Annotated in this window: 8 protein-coding genes; 6 read left to right on the top strand and 2 right to left on the bottom strand. The window is 74.4% G+C overall.

Features of this window, described 5'->3' with window-relative positions; translation table 11 throughout:
* The first annotated feature begins 125 nt into the window (after positions 1 to 125).
* Together HLB09_RS00960 and HLB09_RS00955 are read left to right on the top strand one after the other, a co-directional pair.
* Positions 126 to 1,145 carry a glycosyl hydrolase gene (locus tag HLB09_RS00960; RefSeq protein ID WP_171201545.1) on the top strand — a complete coding sequence of 340 codons (1,020 nt, stop codon included), beginning with the start codon at positions 126 to 128 and terminating at the stop codon, positions 1,143 to 1,145.
* A 77-nt stretch (positions 1,146 to 1,222) separates the two neighbouring features.
* Positions 1,223 to 1,999, top strand: a complete 777-nt coding sequence (locus HLB09_RS00955) for a LamG-like jellyroll fold domain-containing protein (protein ID WP_171201544.1) — start codon at positions 1,223 to 1,225, stop codon at positions 1,997 to 1,999.
* Positions 2,000 to 2,317: 318 nt separating this feature from the next.
* On the opposite strand, the gene HLB09_RS00950 is transcribed toward HLB09_RS00955, so the two are convergent.
* Positions 2,318 to 6,886, bottom strand: a complete 4,569-nt coding sequence (locus HLB09_RS00950) for a PKD domain-containing protein (RefSeq protein ID WP_171201543.1) — start codon at positions 6,884 to 6,886, stop codon at positions 2,318 to 2,320.
* Positions 6,887 to 7,251: 365 nt separating this feature from the next.
* Positions 7,252 to 10,398 carry a PKD domain-containing protein gene (locus tag HLB09_RS19645; protein WP_171201542.1) on the bottom strand — a complete coding sequence of 1,049 codons (3,147 nt, stop codon included), beginning with the start codon at positions 10,396 to 10,398 and terminating at the stop codon, positions 7,252 to 7,254.
* Between the two features lie 218 nt (positions 10,399 to 10,616).
* Between HLB09_RS19645 and HLB09_RS00940 the strand changes: the two genes are divergently transcribed.
* The 4 genes from HLB09_RS00940 to HLB09_RS00925 all read left to right on the top strand — a co-directional run.
* A complete protein-coding gene (locus HLB09_RS00940) occupies positions 10,617 to 11,393 on the top strand; it encodes a LamG-like jellyroll fold domain-containing protein (protein ID WP_171201541.1) in 777 nt (258 codons plus the stop codon).
* Between the two features lie 154 nt (positions 11,394 to 11,547).
* A complete protein-coding gene (gene mfd, locus HLB09_RS00935; RefSeq protein WP_171201540.1) occupies positions 11,548 to 15,159 on the top strand; it encodes a transcription-repair coupling factor in 3,612 nt (1,203 codons plus the stop codon).
* A 140-nt stretch (positions 15,160 to 15,299) separates the two neighbouring features.
* The gene (locus HLB09_RS00930; protein ID WP_171201568.1) at positions 15,300 to 16,229 is read left to right on the top strand and encodes a TSUP family transporter; all 930 of its coding nucleotides are present in this window, start codon (positions 15,300 to 15,302) and stop codon (positions 16,227 to 16,229) included.
* A partial coding sequence (locus HLB09_RS00925) for a MazG family protein (RefSeq protein WP_322789968.1) occupies positions 16,226 to 16,749 on the top strand: 524 nt, incomplete at its 3' end. The genes HLB09_RS00930 and HLB09_RS00925, both read left to right, overlap by 4 nt.

Here is a 16,749-nt window from a genome sequence, read left to right as displayed (position 1 = left end):
CTGCCGACCCCTCTGGACGAAGACGTGGTGAGGGCTTACCTTCCACGCCGGTCACTGCTCCATCCGGGTGACATGGGAGCAAACCACTCACGTCTGACGACGGCGTGAGGCAGAGAGGTGGCGGCGTGAGGCTGACGACGGAGAGCGAGACGTCCCGGCGCGGACCGGTACGAGGGCTGCTCGAGCGCTTCGGCGTGCTGGCGGCGACCGCCGCGCTGGCCGCGACGACGCTGGTGGCGGCAGGTGCACCCGCCGCGCAGGCGCAGGAGCCGGCGAAGATGTTCGGGTCCAGCGGCAGCACGCGGACCCTCATCGAGCAGAACGAGAAGACGGCCGGCACGGCCGTCCGCGGGGCCCGCGTCTTCCGGTCCTGGGACAGCACGCTCTTCGGCCGCGACCAGACCTGGGCGCGCGACACCGGCCACACGATGTTTCTCTCGGTCAAGTCGTCGCGGTCCAACGGCACGAAGGTGCGGTGGGCGGACGTCGCGAACGCCAAGCCCGGCAGCACTCTCTACCGCGACATGCAGCGGCAGGCCGCGCAGATCAAGGCTTTCGGCAGCAAGGTCTACATCGGCTACCACCACGAACCCGAGGCCACCCCCGGCCACGGCACGCCCGCGGAGTTCGCTGCCGCCTGGCGCAAGCTTGTCTCCGTCTACCGGGCTGAGGGTGTCCGCAACGCGGAGTACGTCTGGGTCATGACCGCCTGGGGCTTCCTCCGCAAGGACGACCGTCGGGCCGAGCTCTTCTACCCCGGCGACTCCTACGTCGACGGCATCGCCGCCGATGCTTACAACTGGTACCGCTGCCGTTCCTCGACGGGCAAGTGGACCAGCCTGCGCTCGGTCATCGAAGGACAGCGGAAGTTCGGGCTCAAGCACCCGGGGAAGGACCTGATGCTCTGGGAGTTCGGCTCGGTGGAGGACCCGGCCCAGCCGGGCCGCAAGGCGCAGTGGCTGCGGGACGCTCGATCGATGCTCAAGGAGCCCGCCTACTCCCAGTACAAGGTTGTACTCACCTGGGAGGGCCGCAACTACGACAACGGGAACTGCCACTTCGATTACCAGACGTCGTCCACGGCTCGTAGCGCGTGGGTCGAGTTCACCCGGGACGCGGCGTTCAGCGCCCGCAGCCTCGCCTGACTGGCCATCACCTACCGAGCTGGCCTGCGCGGAGGTGGCAATCTGCTCCGGTGACAGCCGGGGGAAGGGTTCTGCTCATGGCCGCTGCGTCGACGACGCTGGTCCTGTCGTCGTGCAGCCAGGGCGACCCGGTCGTCGTGCCCTCGATGGCGCCGGAGACCGCGGTGGGCGGTGAGGCGGGCTTCTCCGTCGACTTGGGAGGTCTCGTGCCCCCGCTCGTCGATGGCGCAGCGGTCTCGGTGGACGTGGCGGGTGGGAACGCGTCGACCGTCGACGCCGTCCTGCGGGTCGCAGGGGCCGTCGACGGGCTCGCGCTCGTCGACGGCCCTCTCGGAGCCACTGCGTTGCAGATGCCCGCGCGCTGCGAGGACCCGGAGACCTGCGGTCGCGCTGTCGTCGAGGTGCCGGCCGAACTACTGCCCACTGGCCCGGGGACGGGCGCGTTTCACTTCGGGGCCGAGGTGCAGTTGACGGAAGAGCAGACGAGCATGGGGGCCAACGTCCTCCAACGCGGCTTCTCCACGGGTGGCGGCGGGCAGTGGAAGGTCCAGGTCGACGGTCTCGCCGGGCAGCCGTCCTGCGTGGTGGCCGACAGCAGCGGCTCGGGGCGCGTCCTCGTCGCCAAGGGCAAAGAGGGCGTAGCCGACGGCTCGTGGCACGAGCTCGAGTGCCGGCGCGCTGACGGCAGTCTCGCTCTGTCGGTCGACGGGGGCGTGGTCGCGGAGGTCGACGTCCCTCCTGGTGTCGACGTAGCCCCTGGCGGGCCCGTCCGCGTCGGTGGCAAGAACCTCCGCTTCGACAACGACCCCTATCTCGGCGCTGTCGCTCGGGTCTGGTTCGACATCGACGACTGATCGGCTCTAACTCCGAGGCACGACCCGATGGCGGCGCTCTGGACACCGCCGCGGACGGAACGCGTCACCCGCGCCTCGCGCGCGCCACTGTCGATGGGGCAAGCAGCCGCTCGAGGGCGTCCGGTAGCACCCGTCACAGAGTCCGCAGCGCGCGCTGGCGTGGCGGCTGTCCAGCCGCGACGCCTCTCGGACGCCGGCTGCTCCCCACCGCACGACTTCTACCGTCTGCGTCTGTGGCGTCGGAGGGCGTTGCTGGACGCCTCGGTCGGTTGTCGGGTCCACGAGGTCGGTGTCGAGCCCGTCGACCCGGCCTCGTGCTCAGCCGTCGGTGGGGGTGGGGTGGAGCACGAGGGTGAGGGTGGTGGCCTTGAGGCTGGCGGAGTCGGCGGTGGCGGTGAGGCCGGGGTGGGTGCCGGTGGGCAGGGGGGCGTCGGAGTCGGTGAGCAGTGAGGTGATGCGCCCGGAGCCGGTGCCGATGGTCTCGGCGCGGTCGGTGGTGGTGGTGGGGGAGGTCCAGCCGGTGGTGGCGCTGGTCTTGTCGGCCCAGTAGGAGACGACCCAGGAGCCGGGGACGGTGGTGGTGGCCGGCGGGGTGGTGTGGGCGGCGCGGTTGGTGGTCTCGGCGGCCAGGGTGGCCGACTCCAGGACGGCGCCGCTGTGCGCGGTGGCGGTGATCGTGAACTTGGAGAAGGCGTCGAGGCCGATCGTGAGGGTGCGGCCGGCCTCGGTGCCGTCGGCGGTCTTGGCGTAGACGGTGGTCTCGACCTGGCCCTTGTCGCCGGTGCCCTGCTGGACGGGCTGGCCCCAGTCGCCGGCGCCGGTGGGGCCGGTGAGGACGGCGTCGCGGTTGGTGGTCAGGACGACGAGGAGCTGGTCGCCGGCTCGCAGGGACGTGGGCAGGGTGACGGTGGCGGCGGTGGCGTTGCCCTGGTTGTCGGCGGCGGCCCGGAAGGCGATCGGGGTGGTCGGCGCCGGCGGCGGGGTGGTGCGGGGGGAGAGGGTCGTGGTGGTGGTCGCGGTGGCGCCGTCGTCGTCGGTGACGGTGAGGGTGGCGGTGTAGTCGCCCTCGGTGGCGTAGGTGTGCTGCGTGGTGGCGCCGGTGCCGGTGGTGCCGTCGCCGAAGTCCCATGCGTGGGCGGTGATGGTGCCGTCGGTGTCGGTCGAGCCGGTCGCGTCGAAGGTGCACACCAGCTCGTCGCACGTCGCGGTGGCCGCCGCGGTCGGAGCCACGTTCGCCGGCGGCGGCTCCTCCGTGCCGTCTCCTCCCTCACCGCCGCCCTCGTCGGTGGGGGTGGGGTGGAGCACGAGGGTGAGGGTGGTGGCCTTGAGGCTGGCGGAGTCGGCGGTGGCGGTGAGGCCGGGGTGGGTGCCGGTGGGCAGGGGGGCGTCGGAGTCGGTGAGCAGTGAGGTGATGCGCCCGGAGCCGGTGCCGATGGTCTCGGCGCGGTCGGTGGTGGTGGTGGGGGAGGTCCAGCCGGTGGTGGCGCTGGTCTTGTCGGCCCAGTAGGAGACGACCCAGGAGCCGGGGACGGTGGTGGTGGCCGGCGGGGTGGTGTGGGCGGCGCGGTTGGTGGTCTCGGCGGCCAGGGTGGCCGACTCCAGGACGGCGCCGCTGTGCGCGGTGGCGGTGATCGTGAACTTCGAGAAGGCGTCGAGGCCGATCGTGAGGGTGCGGCCGGCCTCGGTGCCGTCGGCGGTCTTGGCGTAGACGGTGGTCTCGACCTGGCCCTTGTCGCCGGTGCCCTGCTGGACGGGCTGGCCCCAGTCGCCGGCGCCGGTGGGGCCGGTGAGGACGGCGTCGCGGTTGGTGGTCAGGACGACGAGGAGCTGGTCGCCGGCTCGCAGGGACGCGGGCAGGGTGACGGTCGCGGCGGTGGCGTTGCCCTGGTTGTCGGCGGCGGCCCGGAAGGCGATCGGGGTGGTCGGCGCCGGCGGCGGGGTGGTGCGGGGGGAGAGGGTCGTGGTGGTGGTCGCGGTGGCGCCGTCGTCGTCGGTGACGGTGAGGGTGGCGGTGTAGTCGCCGTCGGTGGCGTAGGTGTGCTGCGTGGTGGCGCCGGTGCCGGTGGTGCCGTCGCCGAAGTCCCAGGCGTGGGCGGTGATGGTGCCGTCGGTGTCGGCCGAGCCGGTGGCGTCGAAGGTGCACACCAGCTCGTCGCACGTCGCGGTGGCCGCCGCGGTCGGAGCCACGTTCGCCGGCGGGGGCTCGGGCGCGGCCGTCACGGACGTCGTCGCGGTGGCGCCGTCGTCGTCGGTGACGGTCAGGGTCACGGTCCGCTCACCGGGGGCGGCGTAGGTGTGCTGGGTGCTGGCGCCGGTGCCGGTGGTGCCGTCGCCGAAGTCCCAGGCGTAGCCGGTGATCGTGCCGTCGGCGTCGGCCGAGCCGGTGGCGTCGAAGGTGCACGTCAGACCCGCGCACGTCACCGCCCCCACCGCCGACGGCGCCTGGTTCGGCGGCTCCGGCGCCGGGCCGGCGACGACGAGCCCGCGGGAGGCCCAGGTGCCGTCGCTCGACAGCGTGGTCACGGGCCCCCTCAGGGCGCCACCGGTGAAGGCGACGGAGCGCAGGGAGCCGTCGCGACCGGCCACGAGCACCCGGCCGTCGGCGAGCGCCATGCCCGTGACGCCGGAGAGGTCGAGGCCGCCGGCGTCGCCCACGAAGGTCTGGGCGCCGACGACCTCGCTCTCGGGCGTGAAGTAGCGGTACAGCAGCCGGGCGTCGCCGCTGACCGTGTAGAAGAGCCGGTGGGTCGCCGGGTCGAAGAAGGCCCCCGTCAGCTGCCCCGTGGGGAAGGGGATGCGCCGGCCGTCCTCGGGGTCGTCGTGGAGGTCGACCTCCCGCGGCGCCCCAGCGACGCCGTCGGTGAAGTCGCGGGCCGCCAGGCCGGTGGAGGTCCCGTAGTACATGGTCTTCCCGACGAGGAAGGTGCCGCGGGCGGCCGCCCAGCTCGCGTCGGTCGACACGGTCTCCGAGGGCCCGACGGGCGCGCCGGTCGCGTCGACGGGACGACGGACCAGGGAGACGGCGCTCGTCCCCGAGGCGGCCGGGTCGACGATCTCGATGGCGTTGACCATCGGGTTCTCGAGGACGTGCAGGAAGTCGATGTCGACGGAGCCGTCGCTGACGACCGTGCGCCGCAGGACGGTGCCGACCGTGTGGCCGGGGGCGGCCGACAGGTCCAGGTCGTCGAGCCACAGCTGTCCGTCGACCGCGACGTCGAACTTCCTCTGGCCGGCCCGGCTCGTGCAGCTGCAGAGGTTGGAGAGGTACAGACGGACCTCGACCGTCCGGCCGGTGGTCACGGGGAAGCGCCAGCGCATCTCGTCGCCGCCGGCGCCGTCCCAGCGGTAGGCGTCGAAGATCGCGCGGGGCGTCCCCGCGGGCACGCTCGGGTCGAGCGACGTGGTCGTCCCCGTCGACGTCGAGCTCCCGGACGTGCGGAGCGGCGACGTCGTCGCCGTGTCCGCCGCCCAGTCGGGGCCGTCGTCCTGGCTGAGCACGAGGGGGCCGCCGGCGTTCACCCGGTACAGCACCGACGAAGGAGCGGTGCCGCGCTGGACGGCGTAGACGCTGCCGGGGAGGGACGCCTGCTGCACCTCGGGGATCGACGTCCCGCCAGCCAGGGGCAGGAAGGCGAGGCGCTGACGGAGGTACCCGGCGAAGCGGTCGGTGTCGCTGCCCACCCACAGGCCCTGCGGCGTGGCGAAGAGGGCCTGGGCGCCGACGCCGCGGTCCTTGCCCGGGTTCCACGACAGCGGCAGACCGTTCTTGGGGTCGAGCGCCGCGATGCCCTCGCGGGGGACGGCGCCCGGGCCGGCCTGGTCGCCCTGGAAGGCGTTGTTCTGCCAGCGCATGTGGCCGCCGACGTAGACGGCCGCGCCCGTGACCGCGACCCCGTAGGTGGTGTCGCCGCCCGTGTAGTCGACCCAGGTCGGCTGCTGGCCGGACGCCTTCGCCCCGGCGCCGATCTCCCAGCGCGTCGTCGTGTCGCACAGGACACCGGCGTTGGCGCCTCCGCCGTAGGCGCCCGTCGTGCTGATCACCACGTAGGCGCCGTCGGGGGAGATGTCGAGGTCGCGCGTCCAGGTGTCGAAGTTCTTCGAGCAGCCCGTGTTGCGCGCAGCGTCGTAGCGGTCCGTCGCCCAGCTGCTCACCGCGGCCGGCCCGGTGGTCGGCAGATCGAGCACCGCGACCTGCTGCCGCGGCTGGCCGCCGACGGTGGTGAAGTTGCCGACCGCCACGAGGGTGCGCCCGTCCGGGCTCACGTCGAATCGCTTCACGTTCGTCGCGCCGCCGTTGTACTGGCCCTCGAAGGGGACGTCCACGTCGCCCAGCAGGCGACCGCTCGTCGTGTCGACGGCGGCGAGGCCGCCGCGGAGCATGCCGCCCACCGACGAGAACGAGCCGCCGAGGTAGAGCCGCTGCCCGCTCACGACGACCTCGTTGACGCCGCTGTTGGGCATCGCCGGCTGCCCGCCGGCGAGCGCCCCGCTGGGCGTGAGCTTGGCCACCCGGCGCTGGACCGTGCCGTTGACGCTGCCGAAGTAGCCACCGGCGAAGAGGGACGTGCCGTCGGTGCTGAGGGAGTTGACCGCGCCGTCGAGGGCCGGGGCGAAGCCGGTGAGCACCCGGCCCGTCGCCGCGTCCACGGCGAAGAGCGAGCGCCGCGCGAGAGTCGCACCGGTGCTGCGGTCTCGCACCTGGGTGAAGCTGCCGCCGACGTAGACGGTGCTGCCGATCTGCGTGATGGCGAGGACGGCCCCGTCGAGCACGTCGGGGGTGGTGGCGGCCGGCCTCACCGAGACGACGCCCGACTGGGCCGTGCTCACGGCCGACGCGCCGGAGGTGGTCGTCAGCACCATGAGGATCGCCGCGAGGACCGCGGTCACGGCGTACGCCCCGCGAGCCGCTGACGTCCTGGTGCAGTGCTGCTCGCCCATGCCACTCCCCGTCCCCGCAGCGAGTGCCTCGATGGCCCCCGCGTCATCACCGACGGTAGACGCCTGGCGAGGCCTGCGTCTTCGACATCACCCGATCGACCCAAGAGCGCCCGCCAAGCGGCTCCGGGAGGCGCCGGCGGCGACGACCTCGTCACGTTGGGTCACGAGGAGGCATCTCCGGCCCCGCAGGCCCTCTGGCTGGCTGCGACCGGTGACGGAGGTCCCAGGTCGAGACGCAGGAGGACGCCCCACCGCGATCTCTCCCGCGTCGGGGCGTCCTCCTGGAGCCTGAGCCCCGCACTGCTCGTCGTGCGTCAGAGCGGGCGCAGCACGACCGAGAGCATGGCCGCCTTGAGGGAGCCGCCGTCGGTCGTGGCGGCGAGGCCGCCGGCCGTGCCGGCGGCGACGGGGGCGCCCGAGTCGGCGACCAGCGCGGTGACCCGTCCGCTGCCGCCCGTGAGGGCGGTGGCCCGGGGGAGGACGCCGACGGGCGGCGTCCAGGTCGTCGTGGCGCTCGACTTCTCGCTCCAGACCGAGACGACCCACGAGCCGGGGCGCTGCACCTCGACCGTCGGGGTGACGTGGGTGCCCGCCGTCGGCGTGGAGCCGCCGACGGCGACGGCGTCGACCACGGCGCCGGACCAGGCGCCGAGCACGGCCGTCGACTTCGTCGCGGCGTCGTGCTGGACGACGACGGGTCGACCCGCCTCCGTGCCGTCGGCGGTGCGCGCCCAGAGCGTCGTCACGAGCTCGCCCTTGTCGCCGACCGCGCGGCCGGCCTCGGTCCAGTCCCCGACTCCCGCGGGCGGCGAGGACACCGCGGCGCGGTTGGTCGAGACGGCGAGGAGAAGCTGGTCGCCGGCCTGGACCTCGGCCGGGACGACCACGGAGACCGAGCTGCTGGTGCTCCCGGCCGAGGCCGTGGCCCGGTGCGCCACCTGCGTGGTGGCAGGGGCGAAGGTCCTCGCCACGGCCGTGACCGAGGCGGTCGTGCCCGCGGAGTCCGTGACGACGAGGGTCGCCGTCCGCTCGCCCGGGTCGGTGTACGTGTGCGAGACGACGGCGCCGTCGGCGGTCGTGCCGTCACCGAGCTGCCAGGTGTAGCGGGCGAGGGGGCCGTCGGGGTCGCTCGAGCCGGACCCGTCGAAGGTGCAGGTGAGGTCGGTGCACGAGGCGGTGGCCACCGCGGTCGGCGCCCGGTCCGGCGGCGGCGTGGTGGTCGCCGTGACCGTGGTCGACGCCGACGTCCCGGCGGAGTCGGTCACCGTGAGGCGGACCGTGCGGGACGCGGCGCTCGTGTACGTGCGCGAGACCGTCGGGCCGCTGGCGGTCGTCCCGTCACCGAGGTCCCAGGTGTAGGAGGCCAGGGGCCCGTCCGGGTCGGTGGAGCCGGTGCCGTCGAAGGCGCAGGTCAGGTCGGTGCAGGTGGCCCTGGCGACCGCCGTCGGCGGCTGGTCGACCTGGGGGCCGCCCACGAAGATGCCGTTGCCCCGCCAGCTCGTGCTCGTGCCCACGCGCACCGCCGTGCCGCTGACCATGGACCCGCCGGAGAAGGCGACCGAGCGGAGGCCGCCGTCGCTCGTGCTGCCGTAGTAGACGCGGCCGCCGGAGAGGGTCATGCCGCCGACGTACCGCAGGTCCAGACCGCCGGTGCCGGCGGTGAAGGTGACAGCGCCGACCACCTCGCTCGAGGGCGTGAAGTACCGGTAGTAGAGCCTGGGGTCGTTGCTGAGGGTGTAGTAGAGGCGGTGCCGCTCGGGGTCGTAGAACGCCCCGCTCAGGCTCCCGGTCGAGAAGGGGATGGCTGTGCCCGTGGCCGGGTCCGGTCGCAGGTCGACCTTGCGCTCCGGGCCGAGGGCGCCCTGGGCGGAGAAGCTGCGGGCGAAGAGGCCGGTGCTGCGGCCGTAGTACAGCGTCGAGCCCACGCGGAACGCGCCCCGCGTGTTCGCCCAGTCGACGGTCTGGTCGACCGTGGTCGGGGCGGGCGTGCCGGCTGCGAGGCTGTCAGCGGGCGTGCGCTGCAGCGCCGCGGGCGTGAAGAGGGTGCCGGAGCGCTGCACGGAGTACAGGTGCTGGTGCAGGAGGGAGGGGGCGGGGTCGTCGTCGGCGGCCACCGACGCGCCACCGGTGAGCGGCACGAAGGCGATGCGGGCGCGGAGGCGGTCGTTGAAGCGGTCCGTGTCGCTGCCCACCCACAGCCCCGCGTCCGTGGCGAGCATCGCCTGGGCGCCGACGCCCCGGGTGCGCCCCGGGTTCCAGGCGAGGGGGAGGCCGTTGCGCGGGTCGAGGGCGGCGACGCCCTCGCGGGAGACGGCGCCGGGGCCCTGGCGGTCGGCGCGGTAGGGGTTGTTTAACCAGCGGAAGTGCCCGCCGACGTACACGGCCGTCCCGGTCACGGCGACGCCGTAGGAGGTGTCGCCCCCCGTGTAGTCGACCCAGGACGGCTGGGCGCCGGCGCCCGTCCCGGCCGCGGCGGTCTCCCAGCGGCTCACGGTGTCGCACAGGGTGCCCGTGCCGCTGCCGCCGCCGAAGGCGCCCGTCGTGCTGACGACGAAGTACTTGCCGTCCGGGGAGTAGTCGACGTCACGCACGAAGCTGTCGAAGGAGAGGCTGCACGAGGAGTTCTTCGCGCGCGAGAAGCGGTCGGTCGCCCAGGCGCTGACCGTCGCGGGCCCGGTGGACGGGAGGTCCACACCGACGACCTGCTCGCGCGGCAGGCCGCCGACCGTGAGGAAGTTGCCGACGGCCACGAGCGTCCGTCCGTCCGGGGCGACGTCGAAGCGCTTGATCGCCGTCGTGCCGCCGTTGTACTGGCCCGCGAAGTCGAGGGCGACGTCGGGCAGCAGGGCCCCCGTCGTCGCGTCGTAGGCCGCCAGCGCGCTGCGCGGCGTCGTGCCCACCGCGGTGAAGGCGCCGCCGACGTAGAGGCGGCCGCCGCGCACGACGACCTCGCTGACGGCGCTGTTGGGGGTCTTCGGCTGGCCGGGGGCCAGGGCGCCCGCAGGCGTCAGCTTGGCGACGCGGCGCTGCGTCGTCTTCCCGGCGACCCCGCCGAAGGTCCCCCCGACGTAGATCGAGGTGCCGTCGTTGTCGAGCGAGCCGACCGACCCGTTGACGAGCTTCGCGTCGAAGGCGGTGTCGATCTTCCCCGTGAGGGCGTCGAAGGCGAAGAGCCCGTTGCGGGGCAGCGAGGTGCTGCTGCCGGCCTCGCGCACGGACGTGAAGGTGCCGCCGGCGACGACCGTCCGCCCGATCTGGGTGAGGGCGACGACGGCGCCGTCCTCCACCTGCGGGGTCCAGGAGGCCGGCACCTCGCTCACGACGGAGGCCTGGGGCGCGTTCGCGGCGGACGCCGGCGCCGCGCCGACGGCGGCGAGGACCGCGCCGACGAGGCCCGCGACGACGGCGCGCCGTCGCCGACGGACGGTGCGGGTGGGGGTGGTGACGGTGCTCCTGGTCACGGAGGGCTCCTCGAGCTCGAGCGGACGGCGGTCCTGCTGGCGTGCGGCCGACGCCTCGTGCACAGACGGTAAGTGGCTGCTGCCCTGGACGTCTGCGCGTTCACGCACCGCGACGACGGACGTCGACCGATCGGCGTAGTCGCACTTCCGCGCCGCGCGCGCCCACTTCGTCCTATCGTGGTCCGGATGCGACCACGGTGGTCGTCCGGAGGAGAGCCATGCGCCGCGCGATGACGTCCACCAGCAGGCCCCGCGTCCGCGCGACCGCCACCGCAGTGCTGCTCGCGGGTGCTCTGGGGCTCTCCTCCGCGCCAGCGCAGGCGGCTCCGAGCCGAGGCTTCGACGTCGACCTCGGCGCGGCGGCCGCGAGCGCCGAGCGGCTCGCCGGCGGCTCCGTCCTCGACGACGGCGCGGGCGGTGCCGGCACGCTCAGGACGGCGCGCGGGGCGGCGGTGACCGCCCGCACCGTCGACGGCGTCCCGGCGCTGCGGCTCGCGCAGGTCTGCCGGACGGCGCTGCAGTCCTGCCCGCGCGCCCTCGTCGAGGTCGCCGGCAGCGAGGACGTCGACCCCGGTCGCTCGGACTTCTCGCTGACCGCGCAGGTGCACCTGGAGCCCTGGCACACGAGCGACGGCGCCAACGTCGTCCAGAAGGGCTGGAACTGGGGAGGCGCCGGGCAGTACAAGCTGCAGGTCGACGGTCGAGCCGGGAAGCCGAGCTGCGTGGTCGTCGGCACCGGCACGACGAAGACCTACCGCGCGGTCGCCCGTGAGTCGGTCGCGGACGGCACGTGGCACGAGCTCGGCTGCCGGCGCACCGGCGACCGTCTCGAGGTGCTGGTCGACGGGGAGGTCCAGCGCTCGACCGCGATCCCCGCGCGCCTGTCGATCAGCAACGACAGCGTCGTCCGCATCGGGGCGAAGGGGCTGGGCGGCCTGGACGTCGACCAGTTCCCCGGGCACATCGGCCGGGTCTCGGTGCACGTCGGGGCCTAGGGCCGCCGGCGAGAGCTCGTCGGCGGCGCCGGTGAGCTCGTGGGCGGGGCCGGGGCCCGGCGTACCGTAGAGGTCTCCCGCCGCTCCTCCTCCGCGCCTCGTAGCGCGCGGGGAGGGTCGTGCTGCCGCCCCGCCCCCCGAGGAGCCCCGCCCCGTGAGCCTCACCGGCCTGCTCGACGTCCTGCGCGCCGACCCCGCGCTCGCCTCCGCGACGTCCGCCGCCGCCGAGGGCGTCACCGACGTCCTCGACCTCACCGCCCCCGCGGGCACCCGCCCGGCGGTCGTCGCCGAGCTGGCCGCGCGCCGGCCCCTGCTCGCCGTGACGGCCACGGGCCGTGCCGCGGAGGAGCTGGCGGCGTCGCTGCGCTGCTTCCTGCCCGAGGGGCAGGTCGCCGAGCTGCCGTCGTGGGAGACGCTGCCGCACGAGCGGCTCTCGCCGCGCAGTGACACCGTCGGCAAGCGCCTGGCCGTCTTCCGACGCCTCGCCCACCCCGGCCCTGAGGGTGCGCCCGACGGGCCGGTGCGCGTCGTCGTCGCGCCCGTGCGCGCCGTGCTGCAGCCGGTGGTCCGCGGCCTCGGCGACCTGCGCCCCGTCCGGCTGCAGGCGGGCGACGTCGTCGACCTGGACGACCTGGTCGAGCGCCTCGCCGGCGCGGCCTACAGCCGCGTCGACATGGTCGAGCGGCGCGGCGACTTCGCCGTCCGCGGCGGCATCGTCGACGTCTTCCCGCCCACGCGCGACCACCCGCTGCGCGTGGAGCTCTTCGGCGACGAGGTCGAGGAGGTCCGCGCCTTCGCCGTCGCCGACCAGCGCTCGCTCGACGTCGTCCCCGAGGGCCTGTGGGCGCCGCCGTGCCGCGAGGTGCTCCTCACCCAGGAGGTGCGGGACCGGGCGCTGGCCCTCAAGGAGCAGCTGCCGGGCGCCGCCGACATGCTGGACAAGATCGCCGCGGGCGTGGCGGTCGAGGGCATGGAGTCCCTCGCGCCGGCCCTCGTCGACGGCATGCAGCCGCTCACCGACCTGCTGCCCGACGGCGCGCACGTCGTCGTCCTCGACCCCGAGCGGGTGCGGGCGCGCGCCCACGACCTCGTGGCGACGACGCAGGAGTTCCTCGCCGCGGCGTGGTCCAACGCCGCGGCGGGCGCGCAGACGCCGGTCGACCTGTCCTCGGCCAGCTTCCTGCCGCTGTCGGTCGCCCGCGGTGCGGCGACGGCGGCCGGCCACCCGTGGTGGTCGCTGACGGCCTTCGGGGCCGACGAGAGCCTCGCGGACGCCGGCCTCGCGGGCACGCAGGACGACACCGGCGGCGTCCAGCTGCGCCTCGGCGCCCGGGACACCCGTTCCTTCTCCGGTGACGTGACGACGACGCTCGACGACGTCCGCGCCCACGCCCGCGACGGCTGGCGCGTCGTCGTCACCGCGGAGGGGCACGGCTCGGCCGACCGCCTCGCCGAGGTGCTGCGCGAGGCCGACGTGCCGGCGCGGCGCGTGCAGACCCTCGAGGAGCCGCCCGAGGAGGGCGTGGTCCACGTGACGACGGGCGCCGGGGGAGCGGGCTTCGTCGCCGAGCCCCTGCGCCTGGCCGTCCTCACCGAGGCCGACGTGCTCGGCCGCAGCGGCCCGAGCTCGACGAAGGACATGCAGCGGCTGCCGAGCCGCCGCAAGAAGCAGGTCGACCCGCTGCAGCTGCGCCCGGGCGACCCGGTGGTGCACGAGCAGCACGGCGTCGGCCGCTTCGTCGAGATGATCCAGCGCACGATGGGCGGCTCGACGCGCGAGTACCTCGTCATCGAGTACGCGCCGAGCAAGCGCGGCCAGCCGGGGGACCGGCTGTTCGTGCCGACGGACACCCTCGACCAGGTCACCCGCTACGTGGGCGGGGAGGACCCGCCGCTCAACAAGATGGGCGGGGGCGACTGGGCGAAGACGAAGAGCCGCGCGCGCAAGGCGGTCAAGGAGATCGCCGGCGAGCTCGTGCGCCTGTACTCGGCGCGCATGGCGACCTCGGGCCACGCCTTCGGGCCGGACACCCCGTGGCAGCGCGAGCTCGAGGACGCCTTCCCCTACGTCGAGACGCCCGACCAGCTCTCGTGCATCGACGAGGTCAAGGCCGACATGGAGAAGTCGGTCCCCATGGACCGGCTCATCTGCGGCGACGTCGGCTACGGCAAGACGGAGATCGCCGTCCGCGCCGCCTTCAAGGCGATCCAGGACGGCAAGCAGGTCGCCGTCCTCGTCCCGACGACGCTGCTCGTGCAGCAGCACCTCGAGACGTTCTCCGAGCGCTTCGCCGGCTTCCCGGTCACGGTGAGGGCCCTGTCGCGCTTCACCTCGGCGGCGGACTCGAAGGAGACGATCGCCGGCATCACCGACGGGAAGGTCGACCTCGTCGTCGGCACCCACCGCCTGCTCGGCAGCGAGGTCCGCTTCAAGGACCTCGGCCTCGTCATCGTCGACGAGGAGCAGCGCTTCGGCGTCGAGCACAAGGAGACGCTGAAGGCGCTGCGCACCGACGTCGACGTCCTCGCGATGAGCGCGACGCCGATCCCGCGCACGCTCGAGATGGCGGTCACGGGCATCCGGGAGATGTCGACGCTGGCGACGCCGCCGGAGGAGCGCCACCCGGTGCTCACCTTCGTCGGCGCCTACGACGACAAGCAGGTCACCGCGGCCATCCGGCGCGAGCTGCTGCGCGAGGGCCAGGTCTTCTACGTCCACAACAAGACGGAGTCGATCGACCGGGCCGCCTCGCACCTGCGCGAGCTCGTGCCCGAGGCCCGCATCGCCGTCGCCCACGGGAAGATGAGCGAGCAGGCGCTCGAGCAGGCCGTCCTCGACTTCTACGCGAAGAAGTTCGACGTCCTCGTCTGCACGACGATCATCGAGACCGGGCTCGACATCTCCAACGCCAACACGCTCATCCTCGAGCGGGCCGAGCGCTTCGGTCTCTCCCAGCTGCACCAGCTGCGCGGGCGCGTCGGCCGCGGTCGTGAGCGCGCCTACGCCTACTTCCTCTACCCGGCGGACCGGCCGCTCACCGACACGGCGAACGACCGGCTGACGACGATCGCGCAGAACACCGACCTGGGCTCCGGCATGCAGGTCGCCATGAAGGACCTCGAGATCCGCGGCGCGGGCAACCTGCTCGGCGGCGAGCAGTCGGGGCACATCGCCGGCGTCGGCTTCGACCTCTACATCCGGCTCGTCGGCGAGGCCGTCGCGGACTTCCGCGGCGACGGCGTCGGCAAGCCGCCCGCCGAGATCAAGGTCGAGCTGCCCGTCGACGCGCACCTGCCGCACGAGTACGTGCCGCACGAGCGGCTGCGGCTCGAGGCCTACCGCAAGCTCGCCGTCGCCGAGACGCTCGAGGCGGTGCAGGAGGTCCGCGACGAGCTCGTCGACCGCTACGGCGACCCGTCGGAGGCCACGGGCGGCCAGGCGGTCGAGAACCTCCTCGCCGTCGCGCGCTTCCGCGTGCGGGCCCGGGCGGCCGGCGTCACCGAGGTCAGCGCGCAGGGCACCAACGTCCGCTTCGCGCCGATGGAGCTGGGCGACAGCCAGACGCTGCGGCTGCGCCGGCTGTACCCGGGGTCGCTGGTCAAGCCCGCCGTGCGGTCGGTGCTCGTGCCCATGCCGAGGACGGCGCGCATCGGCGGCAAGCCGCTGCAGGGGACGGCGCTGCTCGACTGGGCGGCCGACCTGCTCGACGCGGTCGTGGGGGAGGACGTCGGCGCGGCGGGCAAGGTGGCCGCGGGCGTCGGCTGAGCCGAGCGGGGCGCTCCCGCCCCGAACGGCTCCACGCCCGGACGCCGGTTCCCTACAGTGCCGGTCGCACCAGTCGGACCCACCGGGCCCGGCGAGACCCGCCGGGCCCGGTGGGACCCCGGAGGAGGCCGCTCGTGGACATCGACCCGCTGCTCGTCGCGGCGACGTTCTTCATCGGGATCGTCGTGGGCCTGACGGGCATGGGCGGCGGCGCCCTCATGACGCCCGTGCTCGTGCTCTTCTTCGGCATCCCGCCGCTGACGGCCGTCTCGAGCGACCTCGTCGCCTCGGCGGTCATGAAGCCGGTCGGCTCGGTGGTCCACCTGCGGCGGGGCACCGTCAACCTCCAGCTCGTGAAGTGGCTCTGCGTCGGGTCGGTGCCCATGGCGTTCGTCGGCGTGCTCATCGCCCGGGCGCTGGGGGACGGGCAGGAGGTGCAGGACGTCATCCAGGTGGCGCTCGGCGTCGCGCTGCTCGTCGCGGCCACGGGCCTCGTCGTGCGGGCCTACGTGCGCCTCGCGGAGCGGGCCCGCAAGCGCGACGGGCGGGCGGCGCCGCTGCCCCAGGACCGGCCCGACGTCGTCGTCCGCAAGCTGCCGACGGTCGCGGTCGGCATGGTCGGCGGCGTCGTCGTCGGGATGACGTCCGTGGGCTCCGGCTCCCTCATCATCATCGCGCTCATGGCGCTCTACCCGGCGCTCAAGGCGAGCTCCCTCGTCGGCACCGACCTCGTGCAGGCGGTGCCGCTCGTCGTGTCCGCGGCCCTGGGGCACGTCCTCTTCGGCGACTTCCAGCTCGACCTCACGACGTCGCTGCTGCTCGGCAGCGTCCCTGGCGTCTACGTCGGGGCCCGGCTGTCGTCGCGGGCGCCCGGCGGGATCGTGCGGCGGGCGCTCGCCTTCGTCCTGCTCGCCTCGGCGCTCAAGCTGCTCGGCGTGCCGACGGTCACGACCGGCCTCGTCCTCGTGGTCGTGGCGCTCGTCGCGCCCCTCGTGTGGATGCAGGTGCGCCGCCGCCACGGCCTGCCGGCGCTCGCCTCCCGCGAGCGGCGTCCGGCGGAGGTGCCGTGACGGCGTCGGCCGACGGCTCGGCGGTCGGGGCCGCGCCGGGCGCGCGGCTGCTCGAGCTGGTCGCCGTCATGGACCGCCTGCGCTCGCCGGGCGGCTGCCCCTGGGACGCCGAGCAGACCCACGCCTCCCTCGCGCCGTACGCGCTGGAGGAGGCCTACGAGGTCGTCGAGGCCGTCGAGTCGGGCTCGCCCGAGCACCTGCGCGAGGAGCTCGGCGACCTGCTGCTCCAGGTCGTCTTCCACGCCCGCGTGGCGCAGGAGGCGCCCGAGGGCGAGCGCTTCGACGTCGACGACGTGGCCGCCGGCATCGTCGCCAAGCTCGTGCACCGGCACCCGCACGTCTTCGGCGCGGAGGCGGGCGGGTCCGCGGACGACGCGCTGAGCGCCGCCGACGTCGAGGCCGGCTGGGAGGCGCGCAAGCGCCTCGAGAAGGGGCGCGCGAGCGCGATGGACGGCGTCCCCGCGGCGCTGCCGGCGCTCGCGCGGGCCGCGAAGCTGCTGGGCCGCGCCCGACGGGCCGG

Source organism: Pseudokineococcus marinus (assembly GCF_013004605.1).
In the GTDB taxonomy this organism is placed as follows: Bacteria; Actinomycetota; Actinomycetes; order Actinomycetales; family Quadrisphaeraceae; genus Pseudokineococcus; species Pseudokineococcus marinus.
This window is presented reverse-complemented; position numbering and strand designations above follow the sequence as displayed.

What these genes read in the sequence shown, in the direction of transcription:
- HLB09_RS00955 (WP_171201544.1), top strand. Translation starts at nt 1,223, where the DNA reads ATGGCCGCTGCGTCGACGACGCTGGTCCTGTCGTCGTGCAGCCAGGGC.
- HLB09_RS00940 (WP_171201541.1), top strand. Translation starts at nt 10,617, where the DNA reads ATGCGCCGCGCGATGACGTCCACCAGCAGGCCCCGCGTCCGCGCGACC.